General features: G+C 71.2%; 19 protein-coding genes and 2 pseudogenes. 10 read left to right on the forward strand and 11 right to left on the reverse strand.

Features of this window, described 5'->3' with window-relative positions; translation table 11 throughout:
* Nucleotides 1-4: 4 nt before the first annotated feature.
* A complete protein-coding gene (locus tag ACFWVP_RS08015) occupies nt 5-664 on the forward strand; it encodes an FMN reductase (RefSeq protein WP_384494544.1) in 660 nt (219 codons plus the stop codon).
* A gap of 96 nt (nt 665-760) precedes the next feature.
* A complete protein-coding gene (locus tag ACFWVP_RS08020) occupies nt 761-1,183 on the forward strand; it encodes a universal stress protein (protein WP_384494546.1) in 423 nt (140 codons plus the stop codon).
* 124 nt (nt 1,184-1,307) lie between these two features.
* Here the strand turns inward: ACFWVP_RS08020 and ACFWVP_RS08025 are convergent.
* Both ACFWVP_RS08025 and ACFWVP_RS08030 read right to left on the reverse strand, forming a co-directional pair.
* Nucleotides 1,308-1,467, reverse strand: a pseudogene (locus ACFWVP_RS08025) (daunorubicin/doxorubicin resistance ABC transporter ATP-binding protein DrrA); the annotation flags it as partial.
* An 11-nt stretch (nt 1,468-1,478) separates the two neighbouring features.
* Nucleotides 1,479-1,892 (reverse strand): hypothetical protein, encoded by a 414-nt coding sequence (locus ACFWVP_RS08030; RefSeq protein WP_384494548.1) that lies wholly within the window; start codon nt 1,890-1,892, stop codon nt 1,479-1,481.
* A 130-nt stretch (nt 1,893-2,022) separates the two neighbouring features.
* Between ACFWVP_RS08030 and ACFWVP_RS08035 the strand changes: the two genes are divergently transcribed.
* The 4 genes from ACFWVP_RS08035 (at nt 2,023) to ACFWVP_RS08050 (ending at nt 5,239) form a co-directional block, all read left to right on the forward strand.
* Nucleotides 2,023-2,889 (forward strand): hypothetical protein, encoded by an 867-nt coding sequence (locus ACFWVP_RS08035; protein WP_384494549.1) that lies wholly within the window; start codon nt 2,023-2,025, stop codon nt 2,887-2,889.
* Between the two features lie 70 nt (nt 2,890-2,959).
* Nucleotides 2,960-3,955, forward strand: coding sequence for an endonuclease/exonuclease/phosphatase family protein (locus tag ACFWVP_RS08040; protein ID WP_384494551.1), 996 nt, complete (start codon nt 2,960-2,962; stop codon nt 3,953-3,955).
* A gap of 76 nt (nt 3,956-4,031) precedes the next feature.
* On the forward strand, nt 4,032-4,973 hold the full coding sequence (locus ACFWVP_RS08045; RefSeq protein ID WP_384494553.1) for an NADP-dependent oxidoreductase: 942 nt from the start codon (nt 4,032-4,034) through the stop codon (nt 4,971-4,973).
* Nucleotides 4,974-4,993: 20 nt separating this feature from the next.
* Nucleotides 4,994-5,239: a DUF2630 family protein gene (locus ACFWVP_RS08050; protein WP_384494555.1), complete on the forward strand. Its 246-nt coding sequence runs from the start codon at nt 4,994-4,996 to the stop codon at nt 5,237-5,239.
* A 56-nt stretch (nt 5,240-5,295) separates the two neighbouring features.
* On the opposite strand, the gene ACFWVP_RS08055 is transcribed toward ACFWVP_RS08050, so the two are convergent.
* On the reverse strand, nt 5,296-5,700 hold the full coding sequence (locus ACFWVP_RS08055; protein WP_384494557.1) for an RNA-binding S4 domain-containing protein: 405 nt from the start codon (nt 5,698-5,700) through the stop codon (nt 5,296-5,298).
* Between the two features lie 219 nt (nt 5,701-5,919).
* Complete coding sequence (locus ACFWVP_RS08060; RefSeq protein ID WP_384494559.1) at nt 5,920-7,980, reverse strand: PhoX family protein; 2,061 nt, start codon at nt 7,978-7,980, stop codon at nt 5,920-5,922.
* 293 nt (nt 7,981-8,273) lie between these two features.
* Here ACFWVP_RS08060 and ACFWVP_RS08065 point away from each other — a divergent pair, with 293 nt between their 5' ends.
* Nucleotides 8,274-9,971 carry a VWA domain-containing protein gene (locus ACFWVP_RS08065; RefSeq protein WP_384494561.1) on the forward strand — a complete coding sequence of 566 codons (1,698 nt, stop codon included), beginning with the start codon at nt 8,274-8,276 and terminating at the stop codon, nt 9,969-9,971.
* On the opposite strand, the pseudogene ACFWVP_RS08070 reads toward ACFWVP_RS08065, so the two are convergent.
* Nucleotides 9,908-10,297: pseudogene (locus ACFWVP_RS08070) on the reverse strand (sensor histidine kinase); the annotation flags it as partial. The gene ACFWVP_RS08065 and the pseudogene ACFWVP_RS08070 sit on opposite strands and share 64 nt — an antisense overlap.
* Before the next feature lie 148 nt (nt 10,298-10,445).
* On the opposite strand from ACFWVP_RS08070, the gene metG reads away from it, so the two are divergent.
* Nucleotides 10,446-12,059 carry a methionine--tRNA ligase gene (metG, locus tag ACFWVP_RS08075; RefSeq protein ID WP_384494563.1) on the forward strand — a complete coding sequence of 538 codons (1,614 nt, stop codon included), beginning with the start codon at nt 10,446-10,448 and terminating at the stop codon, nt 12,057-12,059.
* Between the two features lie 77 nt (nt 12,060-12,136).
* Here metG and ACFWVP_RS08080 read toward each other — a convergent pair whose 3' ends face one another.
* The 3 genes from ACFWVP_RS08080 to aspS all read right to left on the reverse strand — a co-directional run bounded on the left by ACFWVP_RS08080 (nt 12,137) and on the right by aspS (nt 16,153).
* Nucleotides 12,137-12,886 carry a hypothetical protein gene (locus tag ACFWVP_RS08080; protein ID WP_384494564.1) on the reverse strand — a complete coding sequence of 250 codons (750 nt, stop codon included), beginning with the start codon at nt 12,884-12,886 and terminating at the stop codon, nt 12,137-12,139.
* A gap of 376 nt (nt 12,887-13,262) precedes the next feature.
* Entirely contained in the window at nt 13,263-14,192 is a 930-nt protein-coding gene (locus ACFWVP_RS08085; RefSeq protein ID WP_384494566.1) for an intradiol ring-cleavage dioxygenase, read from the reverse strand.
* Nucleotides 14,193-14,335: 143 nt separating this feature from the next.
* Nucleotides 14,336-16,153 carry an aspartate--tRNA ligase gene (gene aspS / locus ACFWVP_RS08090; RefSeq protein ID WP_384494567.1) on the reverse strand — a complete coding sequence of 606 codons (1,818 nt, stop codon included), beginning with the start codon at nt 16,151-16,153 and terminating at the stop codon, nt 14,336-14,338.
* 197 nt (nt 16,154-16,350) lie between these two features.
* Between aspS and ACFWVP_RS08095 the strand changes: the two genes are divergently transcribed.
* Nucleotides 16,351-18,465, forward strand: a complete 2,115-nt coding sequence (locus tag ACFWVP_RS08095) for a SpoIIE family protein phosphatase (RefSeq protein WP_384494569.1) — start codon at nt 16,351-16,353, stop codon at nt 18,463-18,465.
* 15 nt (nt 18,466-18,480) lie between these two features.
* On the opposite strand, the gene ACFWVP_RS08100 is transcribed toward ACFWVP_RS08095, so the two are convergent.
* The 3 genes from ACFWVP_RS08100 to ACFWVP_RS08110 form a co-directional block, all read right to left on the reverse strand.
* Nucleotides 18,481-19,536: an AI-2E family transporter gene (locus ACFWVP_RS08100; RefSeq protein WP_384494571.1), complete on the reverse strand. Its 1,056-nt coding sequence runs from the start codon at nt 19,534-19,536 to the stop codon at nt 18,481-18,483.
* Between the two features lie 88 nt (nt 19,537-19,624).
* The gene (locus tag ACFWVP_RS08105; RefSeq protein WP_384494573.1) at nt 19,625-20,581 is read right to left on the reverse strand and encodes a pirin family protein; all 957 of its coding nucleotides are present in this window, start codon (nt 20,579-20,581) and stop codon (nt 19,625-19,627) included.
* Nucleotides 20,582-20,753: 172 nt separating this feature from the next.
* Nucleotides 20,754-21,194 carry an SseB family protein gene (locus tag ACFWVP_RS08110; RefSeq protein WP_307126116.1) on the reverse strand — a complete coding sequence of 147 codons (441 nt, stop codon included), beginning with the start codon at nt 21,192-21,194 and terminating at the stop codon, nt 20,754-20,756.
* A gap of 167 nt (nt 21,195-21,361) precedes the next feature.
* Between ACFWVP_RS08110 and ACFWVP_RS08115 the strand changes: the two genes are divergently transcribed.
* On the forward strand, nt 21,362-23,188 hold the full coding sequence (locus ACFWVP_RS08115; RefSeq protein ID WP_384494574.1) for an acyl-CoA dehydrogenase: 1,827 nt from the start codon (nt 21,362-21,364) through the stop codon (nt 23,186-23,188).
* Nucleotides 23,189-23,213 lie beyond the last annotated feature (25 nt).

Here is a 23,213-nt window from a genome sequence, read left to right on the forward strand (position 1 = left end):
GACCGTGTTCGCCACCACCCCCCTGAAGATCGTGGCCGTCGCGGCCGGTCTCAGCAGCCCCTCGTCCACCCGGCTGCTGGCCGACCGGCTCGCGGAGGCCACCCGCGAGCGGCTGACCGCCGACCAGGACCGCCGGGTCGAGGTGCGGGTCGTCGAGCTGCGCGACCTGGCCGTCGACATCGCGAAGCACCTGGTCACCGGCTTCCCGCCGGCCGCCCTGAAGGAAGCGATCGACGCCGTGACCGGGGCGGACGGGCTGATCGCCGTGTCGCCCGTCTTCACGGCCTCGTACAGCGGCTTGTTCAAGTCGTTCTTCGACCTGGTCGACAACACCGCCCTGACCGGCAAGCCCGTCGTCATCGCGGCGACCGGCGGCACGTCCCGGCACTCGCTGGTCCTGGAGCACGCCATGCGTCCGCTCTTCGCCTACCTGCGGGCGGTCGTCCTGCCGACCTCCGTGTACGCGGCGTCGGAGGACTGGGGCTCGTCCGGCGACGAGTACACCGAAGGGCTCCCGTCCCGGATCCGGCGCGCGGGCGGCGAGCTCGCCTCCGCCGTCACGGGGCGGACCGCCTCCGGGGCGACCCGGGCGCTCACGCTCGACGACGGTGAGGACGCGGTCGTGCCGTTCGCCCAGCAGCTCGCGGATCTGCGGATCGGCTGACCGCGCCATCGGGGGCCACCCATGCGGCCCCCGATGCCCGTCTTGACTACAGTTACTACCTGTATGCGGTGAATGTTCGTAGACCTGGAGGCAGACATGGGCAGGATCGTCGTGGGCGTCGACGGATCGGACGCGTCGATCAAGGCGCTGCGCTGGGCCGTACGCCAGGCCGAGCTGACCGGGGACACCGTCGAGGCGGTCAACAGCTGGGAGTACCCCGCGACCAGCTGGGCGTCCATGATGCCGGGCATGCCGGAGGACTTCGACCCGCAGGCGGTGGCGACCGTGGCCCTCGACGAGGCGCTGGAGGAGGCCCTCGGCGCCGAGGGCGCGGCATCGGTCGAGAGGATCGTCGTGATCGGCAATCCCGCCCAGACCCTGCTGGAGCGCTCCAGGGGCGCGAACCTGCTGGTCGTCGGCGCGCGTGGCTACAGCGGCTTCAAGGCGACCCTGCTCGGCTCGGTCAGCCTCCATGTCACCCAGCACGCCACCTGCCCGGTCACCGTCGTCCACGACTGAGCCCCCCTCATTTTCCGGATCCCGTGGGCGCCCATAGGCCTCTGGTCTTCATCCCTCAGCCGGTGACGGCCCAAGGCTCGGACACGGAGACTCCGTTGATCTCTCGTCGCATGTCCATGGCCGGTGCCGGCATCCGTACGGTGGTGGTCCTGCCGGCGCCGTTGGGGCCGGGGACCCCGTAGACGGTTCCGGTCGGCACGGCGAGGTCGACGGCGTGCCGTCGCACGGTTGCCACCGAGGACCTGCACCACCTCCTCGGTCCGCACGGCACGTTCGGTGCCCATGGTTGCCGCGCTCAGTCCTCGTGCGTGTAGAAGACGTAGAACGCGCAGACGAGTGTCCCCGCACCGACCGCCAGGCCGATCACGCTCGACATCAGCACGCTGTTTCCGTTCAGGCTGTGCAGGTAGCCGACCGCGCCCCCGGCCAGCGCGCCGTAGGCCGCCGCCCGCAGTTCACGCGGCAGGGCGCGTTGCGTTCGGCCCAGCAGGAAGCAGAGGGCGGCGAAGACCACCCCGGAGACGACGCCGAGCCAGATCTGCCCGCCGGTGGTGGCGCCTCCGTCCCGGCTGATGAAGAAGGCCCAGAAGCCGAGGATCACGCCCAGTGCGAGAGGCAGCGCCCACGCCGTCGTGCCGTGTCCCTGCCGTGCCGGTGTGCGGGTCCGGCCGCTCCGCCGGCGCACCGGCATCGTCGCGTGTGTGGCCATGTCGGACAGCTCCTTCCCTCGCCCCCGTGCATCGGTCCGTTCCTCCAGAGCACACCCGGCCGCGCCGCGCGGCAACTCGAATGGAGTACGGTCCGGGGCGCCGCCCCGCAGTACGGGATTGTCTGGGGCTGTGCGGACCTCTCTCTCAGCGGCTCTCCAGGCGGTACTGATCGTGCTGCTCACCGTGCTGGTGCCGGTGGGCGCGCTCTCCGCCTGGGTCGACCTCGAGCTCGACGACGCCGACCGCTATCTCGCGGCCGTCTCGCCGCTGGCCTCCGACCCCGACGTGCAGGACACCGTCGCCTCGGTGATCACCGACGAGGCGATGAGGAACATCGACGTCGGCCCGCTCCAGGAGACCGTCGCGCAGTTCGTGCGTGAGGCCGCGCGGTCGTTCACCACCACCGAGGGCTTCCAGCGGGCCTGGGACTCCGCGAACCGGGCGGCGCACGAGGCCGTGACCGACGCCCTGCACGACGACGGCGGACAGGCCGTGACCATCGAACTGACCCCGGTGATCAAGGAGGCCAAACAGGACCTGGTCAGCGACGGTGTGCCCTTCGCCGACCTGATCCCGGTCCAGGACACCTCGATCACCGTGCTCACCGCCGATCGTGCGGAGGAACTGCGGGGTTCGCTCAGGTGGCTGCGGTACTGCGGTGTCTGGCCGGCCGTCGGCACGGTGGTGCTCCTCGTCCTGGTGCTGGGCCTCGCGCTCGTACGGGGCGGCGCGAGGGCCGGTCTCGGGGCCGCCGCGGCGGCCGGGGGCGGGCTCGTGCTCGGCGCGATCGTGCTGCGGACCCTGGTCGCGGTGGGCCGCTCGCGAGTGCTGGACCAGGTGTCGGGCAGCGACCGGGACGGGGCCGCGGCGGTGTACGACGCGCTGACCGCCTCGCTGCGGACGACGGTGTGGATCGTGCTCCTGGTGGGAGCGATCCTGCTGATCGGCGGGATCGCGGGACGGATCCTGACGGCACGGAGGACCATGGGGCGGTAGGCGGTAGTCAGCAGGGGTTGACGGTCGGCTGTCGGCTGTCGGCTGTCGGCTGCAGGAGGGGGAGCGGCCCGTGGCGGTGATCAGCGGCGTGGCGACGCCCGGGGGAGCCGGTGTCCGGCCGCGCGGAGCGGCCCGGTGGGGCGCCGCGGTCCTGCTGGCCGGCGTCACGTCGGTCCTCGGCTTCCGCGCCCTGGACGCCGACGGCCCCACCCCCTTCCCGCAGGCCCTCGCCTTCCTGCCCTGGCTCCTTCTCCCCGGTGCGGCGGCCCTCCTGCTCGCGGGTCCGGCCCGGTGGCGTACGGGCATGGTGTGGGCGGTCGTGGTGCTCGCGGCCACCGGCTGGTTCTGCCGGCCGTACGGCCCCGCCACGACGGGCGCGCACGGGCCGGTCCTGGCCGAGCTGCGCGTCCTCACCTCCAATGTGGAGTTCGGCGACGCCACCGACGCGCTGATCGCGACCGTCCGGCGCGAACGGCCCGACATCGTCTTCGTGCAGGAGTGCGATCTGCTCTGCGCGGCCGCCCTGGACGCCCGGATCCCGCGGGCCTCGTATCCGTACCGCGAGGTCGTCCGGCTCGACGGTTCGCTCGGGTCGGCCCTGCTCAGCCGGCATCCGCTGCGTCCCGCGGAGCCCGTCGCCGGGGTGATGGCGATGCCGGGTGCGGTGGCCACCGTCGCCGGGAAGGACATCCGGCTGCAGCTCGCCCACCCGCTGCCGCCGGTGCCCGGCAGGGTCGACGGCTGGCGGGCGGAACTCGGCCGGATCCGGGACTTCGCGGCCGGGGCGAAGGGGCGGCCCGTCCTGCTCGCGGGCGACTTCAACGCGTCCCAGGACCACGCCGCCTTCCGTGCCGTGCTCGACGCGGGCGCGCTCCACGACAGCGCCCGGATCGCCGGGCTGTCCCGTACACACTCCTGGCCCGCCGACCGCACCACTCCCCTGCGCACCCAGATCGACCACGTCCTGGTCAGCGACGACTTCTCCGTACGGTCCGCCCGCTTCCTCGATCTGCGCGGGACCGACCACCGCGCGCTGCTCGTCTCGCTGGCCCTGCACGGAGCGTGAGCCCGACATGCGCGGGCGCGTGGGCCGGGCGACAGTGGGATGCGTGAGAGCAGGGGGCGACTGAGAGGCCTGCCGTATGCGAGCCATCGCTGTCAGCGTGTTCTGTGCGGAGCCCTGTCTCGTCGAGGTGCCGAAACCCGATCCGGCCGCGGGCGAGGTCCGGGTGAAGGTCGAATTCGCCTCCCTCAACCCGCTCGACTGGCAGACCGCGGACGGCGCCCTGGACGGCGCGGCCCCGCACACCTTCCCGCTGATCGTCGGAACCGACTTCGCGGGCCGGGTGGACATGATCGGCAGCGGCGACAACCGCTTCCGCGTCGGCGACCCCGTGTTCGGCCGGGTGACGGCACCACCGGTGGGACGCTGCGGCACCTACAGCGAATACGTGTGCGTAGCGCAGGACTCCCCGATCGCCCTGGTTCCCGGCGATCTGCCGCTCAGGACCGCGGCGGCGCTCCCGTCCGCGGGGACGACCGCGGCACAGATCCTGGGCAGCACGGCGGTCCGCGGCGGCCGGAGCCTGCTCGTCATCGGTGCCGCGGGCGGGGTCGGAAGCTTCCTGACCCAGCTCGCGGCGGCCCGTTCCATCGGGGTCGTCGCGGCGGTGCGGGGCGACGAGAAGCGGCGGATGGGGGCGCTCGGCGCCGCGGTCACCGTGGACACGGCCTTCGACCCGGGCGCGCTGGAATCGGCGGTGGCGGGGCTGTATCCGGAGGGCGTGGACGCGCTCGTCGACCTTGTCTCCACCGACCCCGCAGAATTCGCCGCGCACACCGCCCTGGTGCGGGACGGGGGCGTCGCCGTCACCACCCGTGGGGTCGCCGCCCCGGCCGGTGTCGCCTGGGTCGACTTCCGCCTCGCACCGACCGGCGAACTGCTGGACGCGCTGGCGGCGGGGGCCGCGCGAGGGGAGCTCGGCGTACCCGTCGACACCGAGCTCCCGCTGGAGAAGGCCCCGCAGGCACTCGCCCAGAACCGTGCGGGCGGGGCGCGCGGCAAGACCGTCTTCGTCATCTGAGACCGGGAGCAGGGAACGCCATGGGTGAGCAGGACATCTTCGAGAACATCGACGGACTGGTCTCCGAGGAGCGCGCCCTGCGCGCCCGCTCGACCGCGGACCTGGGCCTCTCCGCCGAGGAGCGGTCCCGGCTCCGGGAGGTGGAGGTCCAGCTCGACCAGTGCTGGGACCTGTTGCGGCAGCGGCGCGCGCTCAGCGAATTCGGCGAGGACCCGGCGTCGGCGAAGGTCCGGCCCGCCGACGAGGTGGAGGGCTACGAGAGCTGAGGGACCCGCGCCGGCCGGGTCACCTCAGGGGAGGGTCGCTTCCGGAGTGGGTTGCCTCAGGGGAGGTCCGGGCCCTTGCTCTGGAGCCGTTCCATCTCGCGGCGGTCCCGCTTGGTCGGGCGGCCGGTGCCGCGGTCGCGGACCGGCACCTGGAGCGCGGCCTCGCGGGGCGGCGGGGGCGGGCTGTTGTCGACGAAGCACTCCACCGCGACCGGCGGCCCGACGCGCTTCTTCACGATCTGCGAGACGACCACGATCCGGTCCCGGCTCTCGTGCCTGAGCCGCACCTCGTCGCCGGTGCGCAGGGCCTGGGCGGGCTTGGCCCGCTCGCCGTTGACCCGCACATGTCCTGCCCGGCAGGCGGCAGCCGCCTGTGACCGGGTCTTGGTCAGCCGGACCGACCAGATCCAGACATCGACCCGGACGCTTCCCTCAGCCTGCGGCGCCTCTCCGGAAACCATGCACCCGACTGTAGTCCGGTGAGGCGCCCGGGCGGGTACGACTTTCACGCTCGTCCCCGGGCCGTCCCCGGGCCGTCCCCGGTGGACCCACCCGGTGGACCGCACGCCTCGGGCCCGCACCGAAGGGTGCGGGCCCGAGGTCGGACATCTCCGGGCGCCCGGGACATCAGGGCTCCGGGGCTCCAGGGCTCCGGGGTTCCAGGGCTCCGGGGTTCCGGATCAAACGCCGATGTCGCTGCCGTCCTTGCGCCAGACGGCGACGACGGACGGGCGGACGATCTTGCCCGGTCCGTCGGGCCAGGTGCTCGCCGGCTTCTCGACCGACGCACCGTCGATCTCACCGGGGTGCTGCACGGCCACCAGGACCCTGCGGTCCTGGATCACCGGACCGCAGGTCTCCGCACCGGACGGCACGGTCAGGAACTGCTTGAGCTCGCCCCGCCGTTCGCCCTGCGTCGCGACTCCGAACAGGCCGTCGTGCGAACCGAGCTGGGCGCCGTCCGTGGAGATCCACAGGTTGCCGTGGTCGTCGAAGGCCACGTTGTCCGGGCAGGAGATGGGGCTGACCTTCTCCTTGGGGAATCCGGCGAAGTACGTCGCCGGGTCGTTCGGGTCCCCCGCGACGAGGAACAGCCGCCAGGCGAAACCGTCGCCCGCCGCGTCGTCCCAGTTCTCCGCGAGCTCCAGGATCTGCCCGTGCTTGTTGGCGTTGCGGGGGTTGGCCTCGTCGGCGCCGGGCTTGCCCGCCTTGCCACGGTCGGTGTTGTTGGTGAGGGCGACGTAGACCCGGCCGGTGCGCGGCGACGGTTCGACGTCCTCGGGGCGGTCCATCTTCGTGGCGCCGACCTTGTCACCGGCGAGGCGCGTGAAGACGTACACCTCGTCGGCGGTCATGCCGGGCACGTGCGAGGTGGTGCCCGTGGCGAGCGGGATCCAGACACCGCTGCCGTCGAACTCACCGTCGGAGGGGAGCTTGCCCGAGCCGTCGAACTCCTCGGCCGGGGAGTCGCCGGTCAGCTTGGCGACGTACAGCGTGCCCTCGTCCAGCAGCGTGAGGTTGTGCTCGCGAGCGGCCCGCGAGTTGCCCTTCTTCATCTGCTTGCTGGAGACGAACTTGTACAGGTAGTCGAACCGCTCGTCGTCGCCCATGTAGACGACCGGGCGCCCGTCGGCGGTCAGCCGGGGCTCCGCCGCCTCGTGCTTGAAGCGGCCGAGCGCGGTGCGCTTGCGGGGCGTGGACTCGGGGTCGTACGGGTCGAGTTCGACGACCCAGCCGAAGCGGTGCGCCTCGTTGGGCTCCTGCGCCAGGTCGAAACGCTTGTCGAAACGCTCCCACTTGCGCTCCGTGGCGGCCGTTCCGATGCCGTAGCGCTTGTCGGTGACGCTGGAGCCGTTGGCGAAGTACTGGTTGAAGTTCTCCTCGCCGTGCAGCGTGGTGCCCCACGGGGTCGTGCCGCCCGCGCAGTTGTTCAGGGTGCCGAGCACCTTGCGGCCGGTGCGGTCGGCGGAGGTGCGGAGCAGGGGGCTGCCCGCGGCCGGGCCGGTGACCTGGAACTCGCTGGTGGCGGTGAGGCGTCGGTTCAGCGGATGACGGTTGACCGGGCCGAGCTTGCCGGTGCGGTTCTCCTCCTGGACCACGACCACGGAGAGTCCGTGCGCGGCCCAGGCGATCTCGACCTGCTCACGGGTCGGATTGGCCGGATCGTATCCACGGAACATCAGGATCTCGTCCGTGTACTCGTGGTTGGCGACCAGCACCTGCCGGCCGTGCTCACCACGCAGCGGGAGCAGGGAGAGGAAGTCGTTGTTGTAACCGAACTGGCCCGCCTGCGCCTTCGCGGACTGCTTGTCCGCGTCGAACGCGGGGGCACCGCGCAGAATCGGTTCGCCCCAGCGGATCACGACGTTCTGGCCGTACCCGTCGGGCACGGTGACCTTGTCGTCCTTGTTCGGCGCCACAGGCGTGAAACGCAGACCGCGTGCGCCCGAAGGAGTGGGCTTCGGCTTCTTGCCGGGGTGGCCGGCGAGCGGCGCGGCCTCGGCCTGCGAGGTGCCGGGGCCGGTGAGAGCAGCGGTACCGGCTGCGGCGGCGACCGTGACCACCGCCGCGGCGCGCATCATCGACCGGCGTGACAGGGCACCGGCGATGATGTCGCCGGCGTACTCGTTGTCGCTGGTGTTGGGTACCTCGTGGAAGCAGGCGTCTCCGCAGCGGTAGCGGCAGGTCAGCGCAGAGCGCCCGCCCGGGTGCGAGCTGATGAGCGGCAGCAGATTGCGCACGTTGTCGTCCCTCCGTCTGTGTGTCCTGCGTGACGGTAGGTGCGCATTCACGCGGCCCGTCGGACTGCCGGTGAACAGGGGGTGAAGTCCCGGACACCGCTGCCCCCTCGGCCCCGTTCGGGCGCTCGCGCGGGACTCGGATGGAACTCGGTTGGAGCTCGGTTGACGCAGGGGCGGGCCGCACCGCCGAACGGCCGGATCCGGCCGCTAACCTTACGTATCCGCCCTGGCCAGGGATCAATTCCCGCAGTACGGACATTTATCGCACCCACCTCATGCGAAAGGCCTCGCCCATGGGCATTCGGAGCTTGCTGCGCAAGGTGTTCGGCCGGACGGAGCAGGACGAGCCGACCACGGCCACCGTCCCGCCCCAGGCCGAGCGCACCCAGCCCACGGAGCCGGAGCCGAAGACCACCACTTCGGCGGCCGAGCCCGCGAAGGCCTCGGTACCGGCCCCGGCCTCCTCCTCTTCGGCCCGGTCCGCCACGGCCACCACCACCGGACGTGAGGACGGACCGGCGTCGGACCTGGTGGCGGCTGCCTTCGACAAGGCGGCCGCCACATCTGCGTCCACCTCGACCTCCGCGCCCACGCCGACGGTTCCCGCACAGGGGCCGGACCCGGACGCGAAGGGGGCCAAGGAGGAGGCGGCGGACGTCGCGGCCGAGCCGGCCGCCGACGCGTCACCGATCACGATCGACATGGACCCGGAGCCGGAGCCGGTCCAGGTACCCGCCGAGCCGGTCGCGGCCGTCGAGCCCGTCGCGGAGGCGGAGGCGAAGCCCTCTGCCGAGCCGATCACGGCGGAGGAGCCCGAGGCCGTCGCGGAGGCAGCCGCTCCCGTGGTCTCGGAGACCGCTGCCGAGCCCGTCGAGACGGCAGCGGCCGAGGAGACGGTGTCCGAGCCGGACACCGCCCCCGCGGCCGAGGCGCCGAAGGCCGCGGAGACCACGCCGGAGGCCGCCACCGAGCCGGAGGCCGTCGCCGAGGAGCCCGTCGCCGAAGCTGCCCCCGAGCCCGTCGCCGAAGCTGCTCCGGCAGCGGAATCGGAGGCCGCACCGGTCGCGGAGACCGCACCGGTCGCCACCGAGCCGGAGGCCACGCCGGAGGCCACGCCGGAGTCCGTCGCCGCCGAACCTGAGACCGAGCCGAAGGCCGCACCGGTCGCCGAAGCCGCACCCGTCGCCCCCCGACCGGCCGCGGAGGCGGAGCCCGTCGCTCCCGCCGCCGAAGCCCTCGTCGAGACCCCCGCCGCCGAGCCGGAGACGGCACCGGTCACGGAGGCCGCCGCCGCCCCCGTCGGCAAGCCCGCCACCACCCTCGCCCGGGTCAAGGCCGCCGCGCCCGAGCTCGTCGCGCCCTACCAGGCGGCGCAGGCCGGGCTCAAGGCGCACGGGCTGACCGGGCTGCGGGCCACCGTGTATCTGGTGCTCGACCGGTCCGGGTCCATGAGGCCGTTCTACAAGGACGGCAGCGCCCAGCATCTCGGCGACCGTACCCTGGCGCTCGCCGCGCACCTGGACGCGAACGCCACCGTGCCCGTCGTCTTCTTCTCGACCGACATCGACGGCACCGGGGCGATCGACCTCACCGCCCACGAAGGCCGGATCGACGAGCTGCACGCGGGCCTCGGCCGGCTGGGACGCACGAACTACCACCGGGCCGTCGAGGAGATCGTCGCGCACTACGAGAAGTCCGGGGCCTCGGGCCCGGCGCTCGTGATCTTCCAGACGGACGGCGCGCCGGACGCCAAGGTGGCGGCCAAGCAGGCCCTGGCGGACGCGGCACGGCTGCCGCTGTTCTTCCAGTTCGTCGCGTTCGGCGACGAGGACGCGAAGGGCTTCGACTTCCTGCGCAGGCTGGACGTGGAGAACGCCGGGTTCTTCCACGCCGGCCCCGCCCCGCGCGAGGTGCCCGACGCGGCGTTCTACCAGGAGGTGCTCACCGGACTGTCCGCCTGGGCCGCCGCCCGTGGAGTCGTCGGGGACTGATCCACCGGCACCCGTACGGTCACGGCGAGCCCGCCCTCGGGGCCGGGCACCGCCGTGACCGTACCGCCGTGAGCCACCGCGATGGACCGCACGATCGACGGACCGAGTCCCGAGCCCTGGCCCAACCGGTCCCGCCCCTCGCCGCGCCGGAACGGCTGGAAGAACTCCGTGATGTCCGCCTCGGCCACCGGCGGACCGGTGTTCCGCACGACGAGGACGCCGCCCGGCGCCGGCGACACCCGCACACGGCCGCCGGGCACGATGTACCGCACCGCGTCGGACAGCGGGTTCCCCACCAGCTGCGCGAGGAGCTGCCGGTACCCGCGTCGTGTTCTCTCCTGCCTCGGGCACGCGTGCCCGCTCCTCCCAGGATGCGCCTTCGGTACGGGAAAGGATGTTCCGTAAAGCTCTCCGGGCACGGGGCCGCGTTTATCGATGTGAGGGGACCTCCCACGGGCCGTTAGGATTTCGACCATGGCGGCCACTGGATCCGAGAAGCAAGGGGGCGACGGCGTGAAGAGTTTCTACGTATCGACCCCCATCTACTACGTCAACGACGCTCCTCACCTGGGGCACGCCTATACGACCGTCGCAGGCGACGTGCTCACCCGCTGGCACCGTCAGCGCGGCGAGAAGGTGTGGTACCTCACCGGCACGGACGAGCACGGTCAGAAGATCATGCGCACGGCCGAGGCGAACGACGTCACGCCCCAGGCCTGGTGCGACAAGCTCGTCGAGGAGGCCTGGAAGCCCCTCTGGGAGCACCTGAACATCGCGAACGACGACTTCATCCGTACGACGGAGAAGCGGCACACCGACCGTGTGCAGGAGTTCGTGCAGGACCTGTACGACAAGGACCAGATCTACAAGGGCGGGTACGAAGGCCCGTACTGCGTGGGCTGCGAGGAGTACAAGCTCCCCGGCGACCTGATCGAGGCCGAGGACGGCACGAAGCTCTGCCCGATCCACAAGAAGCCGGTGGAACTCCTCAAGGAGGAGAACTACTTCTTCAAGCTGAGCGAGTACGGCCCGAAGCTCATGGAGTTCTACGCGGCCAACCCGGGCTTCATCCAGCCCGAGTCGGCGCGCAACGAGATCGTGAACTTCGTCAAGCAGGGTCTGCAGGACCTGTCGATCTCGCGCTCCACGTTCGACTGGGGCGTCCCGGTGCCGTGGGACCAGAAGCACGTGATCTACGTGTGGATCGACGCGCTGCTCAACTACGCGACGGCGGTCGGCTACGGCGCCAACCAGGAGAAGTTCGACGGCACCTTCCCGGCGGACGTGCACCTGATCGGCAAGGACATCCTGCGCTTCCACTCGGTCATCTGGCCGGCGATGCTGATGGCGCAGGGCCTGCCGCTCCCCGGCAAGGTCGTCGCCAACGGCTGGCTGATGGTCGGCGGCGAGAAGATGTCCAAGTCGAACCTGACGGGCATCAAGCCGCAGGACCTGACCTCGCACTTCGGCGTGGACGCGTACCGCTGGTACTTCCTGCGGGCCATCGCGTACGGCAGCGACGGCTCGTTCTCGTGGGAGGACTTCAGCGCCCGCTACACCTCGGAGCTCGCCAACGACTACGGCAACCTCGCCTCGCGGGTCGCGGCCATGGTCGGCAAGTACTTCGGCGGGGCGCTCCCGGAGGCCACGGCAGCCGGTGACGCCGAGCGGGCGGTCCAGGAGGGCCTCGCGCAGGCCGTCGCCACGGCGGACCGGAAGATCGGCGAGGAGCTGGACTTCCAGGGCGGCATCCTGGCGATCTTCGACTTCGTGAAGCAGGTCAACGGCTACATCACGGAGCAGGAGCCGTGGAAGGTCGCCAAGGACGAGTCGCCCGAGGGCCAGGCCCGGCTCGCGACCATCCTGTACACGGCGGCCGACTCGCTGCGCGGTGTCGCGGTCCTGCTGAACTCCGTGATGCCGGACACCTCGCAGAAGCTGTGGGACTCCCTGGGCGCCGAGGCGTCCCTGGGCGCCCTGGCCGACCAGCCGGTGCAGGACGCGGGCCGCTGGGGTCAGCTGGCCGTGGGCGCGACGGTGACGAAGGGCGCGGTGCTGTTCCCGCGCCTGGAGGAGAAGCCCGCGTAACCCGCGTACGCCGCCTTCCGTACACAGCGGGGAGCCCGGGACCGGTCATCGGTCCCGGGCTCCCGCGCGTACGGTGCTCACCGGCCCAGCGCCGCGGCGTCCCCCATGACGATCACCGGGTACTTCACCGGGTCCAGGAGGCGCAGGAGCTCCCTCATCCGCCCCTCCGGGAGCGAGACGCAGCCCTGGGTCGGGCCGCCGTGGTCCACGTGGATCCAGATACCGCCGCCCCTCTCCTCGCCGAGCGGCCGGGTGCGGTCGAGCGGGGTCCTGCCCGGGATCCGGTTGTAGTTGATGGCGACGACGTAGTCGAAGGACCCTTCCAGCGGCTCCCCGAGGAAGCCCTCGCCGCTCACCGCGAAGCGCGACTGCTCGTCGTACGGGAGCAGCGCTCCGGGGTCCGGCAGCCGGCCGCCCGCGTCGGTGAGGCCGAAGATGCCGACGGGTGACCGGAGATCGCCCGCCACGTGGTGGTCCGTCCAGCCCTCCATGCCGTTGTGGGCGGGCCAGGGACCTGCCTCTGGTCTCCAGCCGAGCGCGGGGTCGTCACGGGTGTAGAGGACGGCCGTGGAGAGGTTGGCGTCGGGCCCCTCACCGGTCACCACGACGGCCTGCCGGACGGTCTCCGGGATCTCCGCCCGGACGCGCGGGCCCAGCCCGGGAATCTCCCGGGGGCGTACGGGCTCCGGGGAGGGCGACGCCGCGGCCGAGGACTCGGGTCCGGCGGCGCCACGGGGTGCGGGGGGCTGCTCCGCACCGGCGGAGCAGCCGATGACCAGCAGGAACAGGACGACGAGAAGGACGTGGGGGCGGCGCGGGAGGGACACGGGCGGAACTCCTCGGTGACGGGCGGTCGGTCTCCTTCGGTGCCAGTCATTGCCGGGCCCCGCGGCGTCGAATCGGAAGCGGGGGCCATCCGGCTGTACCGGGCCCCGCACCCGGGCCGCGGACGTACGCACGGCTGTCCGTGCGGCTGTCCGTGCACAGGACGATGGGCCCGGAACCGTGGGGGTTGCGGGCCCATCGCTCCGCTTCCCCGGTCCGGCCTTCGGATCGGGCGGACCGGGAAGCGGGATCGTTGCCGCGCGGCCGTGCGGGGCGGAGGAGGTCGCCGTGCCCACGCGCGGGCGGCGTTCGGGGGCGCGCCCGGTCCTCACGGCCCGGAGGGGGTACGTGCCTGGGGCACCCGGGCCGGGCGGGTCGCTAGAGGCCGGTGCCGTCGTCGGTCTCGTCCGGGTCGACGCCCATCGTGATCGAGCCGACCACACCGCGCGCCATGCGGCCCTTGCCGTAGGTCGGCTTGAGCAGCCCGCCGGTGACACCGCTCCGGTCGTAGATGGTGTCCTCGGTGGGCGTCGTACGGGTGGTGGTGCTGGTCGCGTACGGCTCGATCCTCGCGGAGTCCAGGACCGCGGACTCGGCGAAGAAGAACTGGCCGGTGTGGCAGGCGTGCCCGCCCTCGTACCCGGCGTCGGTCATCTTCCCGCCGACGTGCACCTTGGTGTGGATGTGCACGGCACGGCCCTGGTACCAGCCGGGGAAGACCGTCGTGAACTCCACGTACCCGTGCTTGTCCGTGAGCTGTGTGCCCCGGAGGTACCGCTCGTCGTCGGTGGGCTCGCTGTGCCCGCCGCCGCCTCCGCCCGGCCCGCCGGACGGAGGTGTCCCGGTCGGGGCGCCGGTGGGCGCGTCGGTCGGCATGTCCGTGGGGGCGCCGCTCGGCGGGGTCCCGCCGCCGGGGCCGTCCTGGCTCATGCTCTCGTAACCGGAGTAGATCCCCAGCGCGTCGCAGTGCCAGATGTCGACGGCGGCCCGCTTCAGCGGCTTGCAGGTGTCGGAGTCGATCACCTTGAGACGGAGGGTCAGGGGGATGCCCTCCTTGTCCTCGGTGATGTCCTTCCGGATCTTGTCGGCGTCGATGTAGTACGGGCCCCCGGTGGTCTCCGAGGTCAGCCGGTAGCACGCCTCGCCCTGACCGGCCTTCTCGGCGCCGGTGCTCTTCTCCTCACCGGCCGAGGCGGTGGCGACAAGCCCGGCACCGATCCCTGCCGCGGCGACGGCCGCACCACTCACGAGGATGACGCGTCGGCGGGTCGAATCCTTCTTGTGCGAGGGTCCCTGATTCTCTGTCATGAGAAGCGAGGCCAGGCAGCCCGGCCGGCAGGGACGTGGGTGCGAGCTGTGCGTTCCTGTGCGTATGCGGTGGGCGTACGAAACAGTCCCCGGCCGGGCGGCCGGGGACTGTTTCACGTGGAACCGAAGCGGAACCGGGGTACCTACTTGGCCCCGGTGTCCCGTGCGACCGAGTCCTTGGCCTCGGCCTTCTCCTTCGCCGCCGCGACGGGCTTGCGGAGCTGGATGTTCAGCTCACGCAGCCGGGTCTCGTCCAGCTCGCTCGGGGCGCCCATCATCAGGTCCTGGGCGTTGCCGTTGAGCGGGAAGGCGATGGTCTCCCGGATGTTGGGCTCGTCGGCCAGCAGCATCACGATGCGGTCGACGCCCGGGGCGATGCCACCGTGCGGCGGGGCGCCGAGGCGGAACGCGCGCAGCATGCCCGCGAACTCCTTCTCGACGGTCTCCGCCTCGTAACCGGCGATCGCGAAGGCCTTCAGCATGACCTCGGGCTCGTGGTTACGGATGGCTCCGGAGGACAGCTCGATGCCGTTGCAGACGATGTCGTACTGCCACGCCAGGATGTCGAGCGGGTCCTTCTCCTGCAGGTCCTTCATGCCACCCTGGGGCATGGAGAACGGGTTGTGCGAGAAGTCGATCTTCCCGGTGTCCTCGTCCTTCTCGTACATCGGGAAGTCGACGATCCAGCAGAAGCGGAAGACGCCCTCCTCGAAGTGGCCGGCGCGCTTGGCGGCCTCCACGCGGACGACGGACATGATCTTGGAGACCTCGTCGAACTCGCCCGCGCCGAAGAACACGGCGTGGCCGGGGACGAGGGACAGACGCTCGGTGAGGGTCTTGATGTCCGTCTCGGTGAGGAACTTGGCGATCGGGCCCGCCAGCGTCCCGTCCTCGCCGACGCGGACCCAGGCGAGGCCCTTGGCGCCGTGCTCGACCGCGTACGCGCCGAGGCCGTCGAAGAACTTCCGGGACTGGCCGGCGGTGTCCGGCACCGGAAGGGCGCGGACGTGCTTGCCGGCGAACGCCTTGAACTCCGAGTCCGCGAAGATGTCGGAGATGTCGACGAGCTCCAGCTGGGCACGCAGGTCCGGCTTGTCGTTGCCGTACTTCAGCATCGACTCGCGGAACGGGATGCGCGGGAACGGCGAGGTCACCGGGCGGCCGTTGCCGTACTCCTCGAAGAGCTCGGTCATGAGCTTCTCGATCGGCTGGAAGACGTCCTCCTGCTCGACGAACGACATCTCGACGTCGAGCTGGTAGAACTCGCCGGGCGAGCGGTCGGCGCGCGCGTCCTCGTCGCGGAAGCACGGCGCGATCTGGAAGTAGCGGTCGAAGCCGGAGATCATCAGCAGCTGCTTGAACTGCTGCGGCGCCTGCGGAAGGGCGTAGAACTTGCCCGGGTTCAGGCGGGACGGGACCACGAAGTCACGGGCGCCCTCGGGGGACGTCGCGGCGAGGATCGGGGTCGCCATCTCGTTGAAGCCGAGGGCCACCATCTTGGAGCGGATGGACGCGATGACGGACGAGCGCAGCATGATGTTGCGGTGCATTCGCTCGCGGCGGAGGTCCAGGAAGCGGTATTCCAGACGCCGCTCCTCGTTGACCCCGTCCTCGGCGTTGATCGTGAAGGGCAGCGGGGCGGCCTCGCCCAGCACCTCGACCTCGGTGACCTCGATCTCGATGTCACCGGTCGGGAGCTCGGGGTTGACGTTGTCCGCACCGCGCGCCGAGACCTTGCCGTCGATCCGGACGACGGTCTCCTTGGTCAGCTTCGACAGGGCGTCGTTGCCGGGGGTGCCGGGGCGGGCGACGAGCTGCACCAGACCGTAGTGGTCACGCAGATCGATGAAGAGGATGCCGCCCAGGTCTCGGCGATTGTGCAGCCAGCCGCTCAGCCGGACGTCGGTGCCGACGTCAGAGGCGCGGAGCTCGCCGCAGGTGTGGGACCTGTACCGATGCATCGTCGTTCATCCAGTCTTCGCGGTTCGGGGCGGATTGACACCCCAGGCTACCGCCCGTGGGCGCACCGCTTCATTGACATCGCCGCCGAGGGACCGCTCCCGGACCCGCCGGGAGGAGCCCGGGGTCCGGCCCGGACGGTCGTAGGGCGGCCGTCCCTCGGTGGCGACGGTGGAGAACATCTTCCTAAAGTGGGGCAATGCGCACCGAGGAGATCCTGGCTGCGATCGGGACCGGCCTGTGGAGCTGGGACAGCTCCACAGGGATGGTCACGTTCGACGCCGAGGCGGCCAGGCTGATCGGCCTGCCCACCGAGCCCGTGACCTGTCACGGGCACGACGTGCGCCCCCGCTTCCACACGGCCGACTGGAACGAGATCGACGGAGTCGTGAACTACGCGATCGCCGAGGGCACCGTGGCCGAGGCCAGAATGCGCATCGTGGACGAGGACGGCACGGTCCTGCGTACGGTGCGCAGCCGGTCGAAGCCGGTCTCCGTCGAGTCCCCCGGCCGCCATGAGTACCTGCTGGTGGGCATCCTCCAGGACGTCGCCGAGCCTTCCGCGGCCTCGGCGGCGTACACCCCGCTCACGGGCGACTGGCGCAGGTCCCGCGAGGCCTTCCTGCTGGACGCGGGGCGGGCGCTGGCCGAGGCCGGGTCCACCGAGGAGGTGCTGCGGGTCGCCGGTTCGCTCTCCATGCCGGGGTTCTCACCGGACGGCCTCGCCGTCTTCGGCATCGCGGGCGAACGGCTGAGCGTCGTCGGGCACCACGGGCACAACATGGGCGACGAGAAGCCGTTCACCGACATGCCGCTGGACACCGACTACCCGGCCGCCGAGGTGGTGCGGACCGGGCAGCCGGTCTATCTGCCCTCCCCCGAGGCGTACCGCACCCGCTACCCCGCCACCTGGCCGCTCGCCAGCGGCTTCGGGCGGCGCTCCTGGGCCTTCCTCCCGCTGATCGCGTCCGGCCGCACCATGGGGGCCTGGATGGCCGGGTTCCGGCACAGCGTGGGCTTCTCGCCGGACGAGCGTTCCGTGCTGACGACGGTGGCCCGGATGCTGGCGCAGGCCCTGACCCGCGCCGGGGCCGCCGAGACGGAGCGCGAGCTGTCGCTGGGGCTCCAGAAGGCGATGATGCCGTCCCTCGGTCCCGGCGTACCGGGGCTGACGGTGGCCGCCCGGTACGTCCCGACCGGCGGCGGGCTCCAGGTCGGCGGCGACTGGTACGACATGATCCCGCTCCCCAACGGCCGTATCGCCCTCGTCATCGGTGACGTCCAGGGGCACGACGTGCGGGCCGCGGGGCTGATGGGCCAGCTGCGGATCGCCCTGCGGGCCTACGCCTCCGAGGGGCACCGTCCCGACGCCGTGCTCTCCCGGGCCTCGCGCTTCCTGTCGGGTCTCACCGGGGCGGACGGACTCGCCGAGGGCGGCGACGGGCCGGGCGCGGCACGCTTCGCCACCTGCCTGTACGCGGAGGCCGACCCGGAGACCGGCACCCTGGACATCGCCCGCGCGGGTCACCCCGACCCGGTGGTGATCAGCGTCGACGGCACCGCGGTGATCCGGCAGACCGCCGGAGGACTGCCTCTGGGCATCGAGAAGGACGCCGACTATCCGACGACCCGGGTCGTCCTCGGACCCGGTGAAACGATCATGCTGTGCACGGACGGGCTCATCGAGACCGGCGGGCACGACATGGCCACCGGCTGGACCAGGCTCCGGCCGATCCTGGAGAGGCCGGTGGAGGACCTGGAGAAGCTCGCCGACACCCTGGTCCAGGCGGTGCACGGTCCCACCTCGCACTACACGACCGGGCCGCTCGCGGACCGCCGTGAGGACGACATCGCGCTGCTCGTCCTGCGCCGCGAGGCCCCTCCCTCCCGCAGGCCGCTGGGCCGCCGTTCGGCGATGACCATCGCTCAGGCGGAGCCCGAGCGGGTCGCTGCGAGCCGGCAGCAGGTGCGGGAGCTGCTGCACGACTGGGCCGACGAGGAACAGGTGGACGCGGCGGTGCTGATGGTGTCCGAGATGGCCACGAACGTGCTGGTCCACACGGACGGGGACGCCCTGCTGGTGGCGGAGGTGAGCGGCGTGTACGGGGAGCGGCGGCTGCGCGTCGCGGTGGGTGACTCCAGTGACGAGCTGCCCCACAAGCGGCGCCCCGGCGAGATGGCGTCCAGCGGCCGGGGGCTGGTGCTGATGGAGATGCTGGCCGACGCGTGGGGGGTGGACCCGCAGGGGGAGGGGAAGTCGATCTGGTTCGAGCTGTACGAGTCGGCGGAGCTCGCCGGCGTCAGCGGTCCCTGAGGGCTCCGCGGGTCCTCAGGACGGGTCCGGGAGCCCAGCGGCCCGGCGCAGTTCGCCGATCACGCCGACGACCGCGGCGCACACCGGCACGGCGAGCAGCATGCCCAGCAGGCCCGCGACGCTCGCACCGGCGGTCAGCGCGACCATGATCATGGCGGGGTGCATCTGGACCGTACGGCTCTGGATGACCGGCTGCAGCACGTGCCCCTCCAGGACCTGGACGGCGAGCACCACCCCCAGCGCCCAGAGCGCGATCACGAAACCCCGGTCGGCGAGGGCGACGAGCACGGCGACGGCCCCGGAGATGAAGGCCCCGAGATACGGGATGTAGGCGCCCACGAAGACCAGCGCCCCCAGCCCCACCGCGCCCGGCACGCGCAGGACCAGCAGGCCGACCGTGATGCACAGCGCGTCGATGAGGGCGATGAACGTGGTGCCGCGCATGAAGCCCTCGACGGCTTCGAAGGCCCTGCGTCCCATGGCCTCCACGAGGCCGCCGGTGCCGCGCGGGGCGATGCTGTGGGCGAGGTGGGCGGCACGGTCGGAGTCGCGCAGGAAGAAGAAGGTGAGCAGCAGGGTCAGGACGGCCGTGGTGACGAGGGAGCCGATGAGGCTGATGCCCGTGAGGAGCCCTCCCGCGGCGCTCGCGCCGAACTTCTCGACGAGGCCCCTGGCGTTGTCGGCGAGGTCGTCCACGTCCGCGACCCCGGCGATGTCGAAGTGGTCGATGACCCACTGCGCCGCGTCCTTGAGCGATCTGACGATCTGGTCACCGGTGTCCACGAGCGCGGTGACGACGATGTACCCGGCGCCCCCGACCACCGCGACGAGCGCGGCACAGGTGAGCCCCGCCGCCAGCGACCTGTTCACCCGGTGCGCGGTCAGCCAGCGGTGCACGGGCCCCAGCAGCGCCGTGCCGAGCAGGGCGAGGAGCACGGGGGTGACGGCGGTCTTGAGGGCGACACACAGCCAGATGGCCACCGCCGCGACACCGGCGGCCAGGAGCAGGACGCCGCACCAGGCGGCCGTCCGCCGCGCACTGTCGGGCAGGAGGGGCTTCCGGGTAGGCACCTTCCCACCCGATCACGGGCGGCCGGGGGCGGCCCGCCCGGACGGGCGTACGGGTGACGGACCGTCACCCGTACGCCCGTGCGCTCCGTCACATTCCGTGGACCGCGGGCACCGTGCCGAGACGGCCCGCCTGGAAGTCCTCGAAGGCCTGCTTGAGCTCGTCCTGGGTGTTCATCACGAACGGCCCGTAGTGCGCCATCGGCTCACGGATCGGACGCCCGCCGAGCAGCACGATCTCCAGGTCCGGGGTGTTGCCGTCCTGCGCCTCGTCGGCGCGGACGGTCAGCGAGGACCCCTTGCCGAACACCGCGGTCTGCCCCGTACGGACCGGTCGGCGCTCCTCCCCGACGGTCCCGCGGCCGGCCAGGACGTACGCGAGGCCGTTGAAGTCCTCGCGCCACGGCAGGGTCACCTCCGCGCCCGGGCGGACCGTCGCGTGGACCATGGTGATCGGGGTATGCGTGATGCCCGGGCCCTCGTGGCCGTCCAGTTCACCGGCGATGACGCGCAGGAGCGCGCCGCCGTCCGGGGACGCGAGGAGCTGGACCTGGCCGCCGCGGATGTCCTGGTAGCGCGGGGCCATCATCTTGTCGGCCTTGGGCAGGTTCACCCAGAGCTGGAGGCCGTGGAAGAGGCCGCCGGACATGACGAGGGACTCCGGCGGGGCCTCGATGTGCAGCAGACCGCTGCCGGCCGTCATCCACTGGGTGTCGCCGTTCTCGATGGTGCCGCCGCCACCGTTGCTGTCCTGGTGGATGAAGCTCCCGTCGATGAGGTAGGTGACGGTCTCGAAGCCGCGGTGCGGGTGCCAGGGGGTGCCCTTGGGCTCCCCGGCGGCGTACTCCACCTCACCCATCTGGTCCATCATGATGAACGGGTCGAGGTGCCGGTAGTTGATCCCGGCGAAGGCGCGCCGCACCGGGAACCCCTCGCCCTCGAAACCGCTCGGCGCGGTCGTGACGGTGAGCACGGGGCGCGCCACGGCCTCGGCCTGGGCCGCGACCTTCGGCAGGGTCAACGGGTTTTCGACGGTCACTGCGGGCATGGGAGCCACCTCCGGGAGTCTTCTGCCATCAATTTAGTTGAATGATGAACATCTGGCAAGGCAACATCCATTCCCCGACGCCTCCGAGCACCGGAAAGGGGCCCGCACCCTGTCGGTACGAGCCCCTCCCGGTCAGCCGATCCAGCGCCCGGCGCACTCCGGGCGGGCGGCTCTAGCCGTACATGCGGCGCATCGCGAAGTCGACCATCTGCTCCACCGCCTTGGCGTCGAAGACCATGCGGTGATCACCCTCCATGTCCAGGACGAAGCCGTAGCCGGTCGGCAGCAGGTCGATCACCTCGGCCCCGGTGATCACGAAGTACTTGGACTCCTTGCCGGCGTACCGACGGAGCTCCTTGAGCGTGGTGAACATGGGGATCACCGGCTGCTGGGTGTTGTGGAGCGCCAGGAAGCCGGGGTTGTCGCCGCGCGGGCAGTAGACCTTCGAGGTCGCGAAGATCTGCTGGAAGTCCTCCGCGGACAGCGAACCCGTCGTGAAGGCCCGTACCGCGTCCGCCAGGGAGGGCGGCGAGGGTTCGGGATACAGCGGCTGCTCGCCGTAGCCGCCACCCATCTGCTGCTGTGCACCCGGGTTCTGGTCGTAGCCATACATGCCACAAAGAGTAATCGGACACATCCACGCCTTGAGGGGTTGCGTCTTATTACTGGCGGGTAGCATCATGGAAGGAGTCAGCTGTTACATCCCCGCCGGCCCGTCGCCCGATCCTCACTCCTCCACGGCGCGCTGCGCGCCACTGCTATTGATTACGGAGCCTTCCCATGGGGCACTACAAGTCGAATCTCCGCGACATCGAGTTCAACCTCTTCGAGGTCCTCGGGCGCGACAAGGTCTACGGCACCGGACCGTTCGCGGAGATGGACGTCGACACCGCGAAGACCATCCTGGACGAGATCACCCGCCTCGCGGAGAACGAGCTCGCCGACTCGTACGCCGACGCCGACCGCAACCCGCCGGTCTTCGACCCCGAGACCAACACCGCGCCGGTCCCGGACTCCTTCAAGAAGTCCTACCAGGCGTTCATGGACTCCGAGTACTGGCGCCTGGGCCTGCCCGAGGAGATCGGCGGCACCACCTCGCCCCGCTCCCTGATCTGGGGTTACGCGGAGACGCTGCTCGGCGCCAACCCGGCGGTCTGGATGTACTCCTCCGGCCCCGCCTTCGCCGGCATCCTCTTCGACGAGGGCAACGAGGCGCAGAAGAAGATCGCCGAGATCGCCGTCGAGAAGCAGTGGGGCTCGACGATGGTGCTGACCGAGCCGGACGCCGGTTCGGACGTGGGCGCCGGCCGCACGAAGGCGGTCGAGCAGGAGGACGGCTCCTGGCACATCGAGGGTGTGAAGCGCTTCATCACCTCGGGCGAGCACGACATGTCCGAGAACATCATCCACTACGTGCTGGCACGCCCCGAGGGCGCCGGACCGGGCACCAAGGGCCTGTCCCTCTTCATGGTCCCGAAGTTCCACTTCGACTGGACCACCGGCGAGCTCGCCGAGCGCAACGGCGTGTACGCGACGAACGTCGAGCACAAGATGGGCCTCAAGGCGTCCAACACCTGCGAGATGACCTTCGGCGACCAGCACCCCGCCAAGGGCTGGCTCATCGGTGACAAGCACGACGGCATCCGCCAGATGTTCCGCATCATCGAGTTCGCCCGCATGATGGTCGGCACGAAGGCCATCGCGACCCTGTCGACGGGCTACCTCAACGCGCTGGAGTACGCCAAGGAGCGCGTCCAGGGCACCGACCTGTCGCAGTTCATGGACAAGACGGCCCCCAAGGTCACCATCACGCACCACCCCGACGTGCGCCGCTCCCTCATGACGCAGAAGGCGTACGCGGAGGGCATGCGCTCCCTCGTGCTGTACACCGCCTCCGTCCAGGACGCGATCCAGGTGAAGGAGGCCGCGGGCGAGGACGCCAAGGCGCTGATCGGCCTCAACGACCTGCTGCTCCCGATCGTGAAGGGCTACGGCTCCGAGAAGTCCTACGAGCAGCTCGCGCAGTCGCTCCAGACCTTCGGCGGCTCCGGGTACCTCCAGGAGTACCCGATCGAGCAGTACATCCGTGACGCCAAGATCGACACCCTGTACGAGGGCACGACGGCGATCCAGGGCCAGGACTTCTTCTTCCGGAAGATCGTCCGTGACCAGGGCGCCTCGCTGAACACCCTCTCCGAGGAGATCAAGAAGTTCCTCGCGGGTGCCCAGGGCAACGAGGAGCTGTCCGGCGCGCTGGACAACCTCGCGAAGGCCGCCGTGGACCTGGAGGCGATCGTCGGCACGATGATCACCGACCTCACCGCGACCGGCGAGGACGTCAGGAACATCTACAAGGTCGGCCTCAACACCACCCGCCTGCTCATGGCCTCGGGTGACGTCGTCGTCGGCTACCTGCTGCTCAAGGGCGCGGCCGTGGCGGCCGAGAAGCTGCCGACCGCCTCCGCGAAGGACGTCGCCTTCTACCAGGGCAAGATCGCCGCCGCGAAGTTCTTCGCGGCGAACGTCCTGCCGGGCGTCTCGGCCGAGCGCGCGCTCGCCGAGTCCGTGGACAACTCGCTGATGGAGCTCGACGAGGCCGCCTTCTAGTCCTCTTCACGCTCTTCGCACAGAA

It is taken from the genome of Streptomyces sp. NPDC058637, from assembly GCF_042717325.1.
Taxonomy (GTDB): Bacteria; Actinomycetota; Actinomycetes; order Streptomycetales; family Streptomycetaceae; genus Streptomyces.

Bases quoted from the DNA above. Each gene is read 5' to 3' on its own strand.
- ACFWVP_RS08020 (WP_384494546.1), top strand. From the start codon at position 761: ATGGGCAGGATCGTCGTGGGCGTCGACGGATCGGACGCGTCGATCAAG.
- ACFWVP_RS08030 (WP_384494548.1), bottom strand. From the start codon at position 1,892: ATGGCCACACACGCGACGATGCCGGTGCGCCGGCGGAGCGGCCGGACC.
- ACFWVP_RS08045 (WP_384494553.1), top strand. From the start codon at position 4,032: ATGCGAGCCATCGCTGTCAGCGTGTTCTGTGCGGAGCCCTGTCTCGTC.
- ACFWVP_RS08050 (WP_384494555.1), top strand. From the start codon at position 4,994: ATGGGTGAGCAGGACATCTTCGAGAACATCGACGGACTGGTCTCCGAG.
- ACFWVP_RS08055 (WP_384494557.1), bottom strand. From the start codon at position 5,700: ATGGTTTCCGGAGAGGCGCCGCAGGCTGAGGGAAGCGTCCGGGTCGAT.
- ACFWVP_RS08065 (WP_384494561.1), top strand. From the start codon at position 8,274: ATGGGCATTCGGAGCTTGCTGCGCAAGGTGTTCGGCCGGACGGAGCAG.
- metG (WP_384494563.1), top strand. From the start codon at position 10,446: ATGGCGGCCACTGGATCCGAGAAGCAAGGGGGCGACGGCGTGAAGAGT.
- ACFWVP_RS08085 (WP_384494566.1), bottom strand. From the start codon at position 14,192: ATGACAGAGAATCAGGGACCCTCGCACAAGAAGGATTCGACCCGCCGA.
- aspS (WP_384494567.1), bottom strand. From the start codon at position 16,153: ATGCATCGGTACAGGTCCCACACCTGCGGCGAGCTCCGCGCCTCTGAC.
- ACFWVP_RS08095 (WP_384494569.1), top strand. From the start codon at position 16,351: ATGCGCACCGAGGAGATCCTGGCTGCGATCGGGACCGGCCTGTGGAGC.
- ACFWVP_RS08105 (WP_384494573.1), bottom strand. From the start codon at position 20,581: ATGCCCGCAGTGACCGTCGAAAACCCGTTGACCCTGCCGAAGGTCGCG.
- ACFWVP_RS08110 (WP_307126116.1), bottom strand. From the start codon at position 21,194: ATGTATGGCTACGACCAGAACCCGGGTGCACAGCAGCAGATGGGTGGC.
- ACFWVP_RS08115 (WP_384494574.1), top strand. From the start codon at position 21,362: ATGGGGCACTACAAGTCGAATCTCCGCGACATCGAGTTCAACCTCTTC.